This is a genomic window from Corallococcus sp. 4LFB, from assembly GCF_046520365.1.
GTDB classification, from domain to species: Bacteria; Myxococcota; Myxococcia; order Myxococcales; family Myxococcaceae; genus Corallococcus; species Corallococcus caeni.
On sequence record NZ_JBKGHJ010001204.1, the window covers coordinates 1 to 629 of the forward strand.

The following is a 629-nucleotide window of genomic DNA, read 5'->3' on the forward strand; positions in this document are numbered from 1 at the left end:
GAGCACGTGCTGGTGCTGGTGATGCACCACATCGTGTCGGACGGCTGGTCGATGCAGGTGCTGGTGAAGGAAGTGGGCGCCCTCTACGCGGCGTATGCGGAGGGCCGGGAGTCACCGCTGGCGGAGCTGCCGGTGCAGTACGCGGACTACGCGGCGTGGCAGCGTGGTTGGCTGCGAGGCGAGGTGCTGGAGGCGCAGCTGGCGTGGTGGCGTCAGCAGCTGGAGGGCGCACCGCCCGCGCTGGAGTTGCCGACGGACAAGCCGCGTCCAGCGGTACAGCGCTTCCGTGGAGCCAGCTACACGGTGGGCCTGCCGGGCGCGCTGGAGGAGCAGGTGAAGGCGCTGGCGCAGCGGGAGGGCGTGACGTCCTTCATGCTGCTGCTGGCGGCATGGCAGGTGGTGCTGGCGCGCCACAGCGGGCAGGCCGACGTCAGCGTGGGTACTCCCATCGCGGGCCGCAACCAGACGCAGCTGGAAGGCCTCATCGGCTTCTTCGTGAACACGCTGGTGCTGCGCACGAAGGTGGAGAGGCGCGAGTCCTTCCGTCAGGTACTGGCGCGAGTGCGGGAGACGGCGCTGGGCGCGTACGCGCACCAGGAGGTGCCGTTCGAGAAGCTGGTGGAGGAGCT

The 629-nt window shown here is 70.0% G+C and carries 1 protein-coding gene; it reads left to right on the plus strand.

Annotation, left to right across the window (positions count from 1 at the left end; all coding sequences use genetic code 11):
* Positions 1-629: condensation domain-containing protein (locus ACLEQD_RS44940; RefSeq protein WP_410391997.1), on the plus strand; the 629-nt coding region annotated here is incomplete at both ends.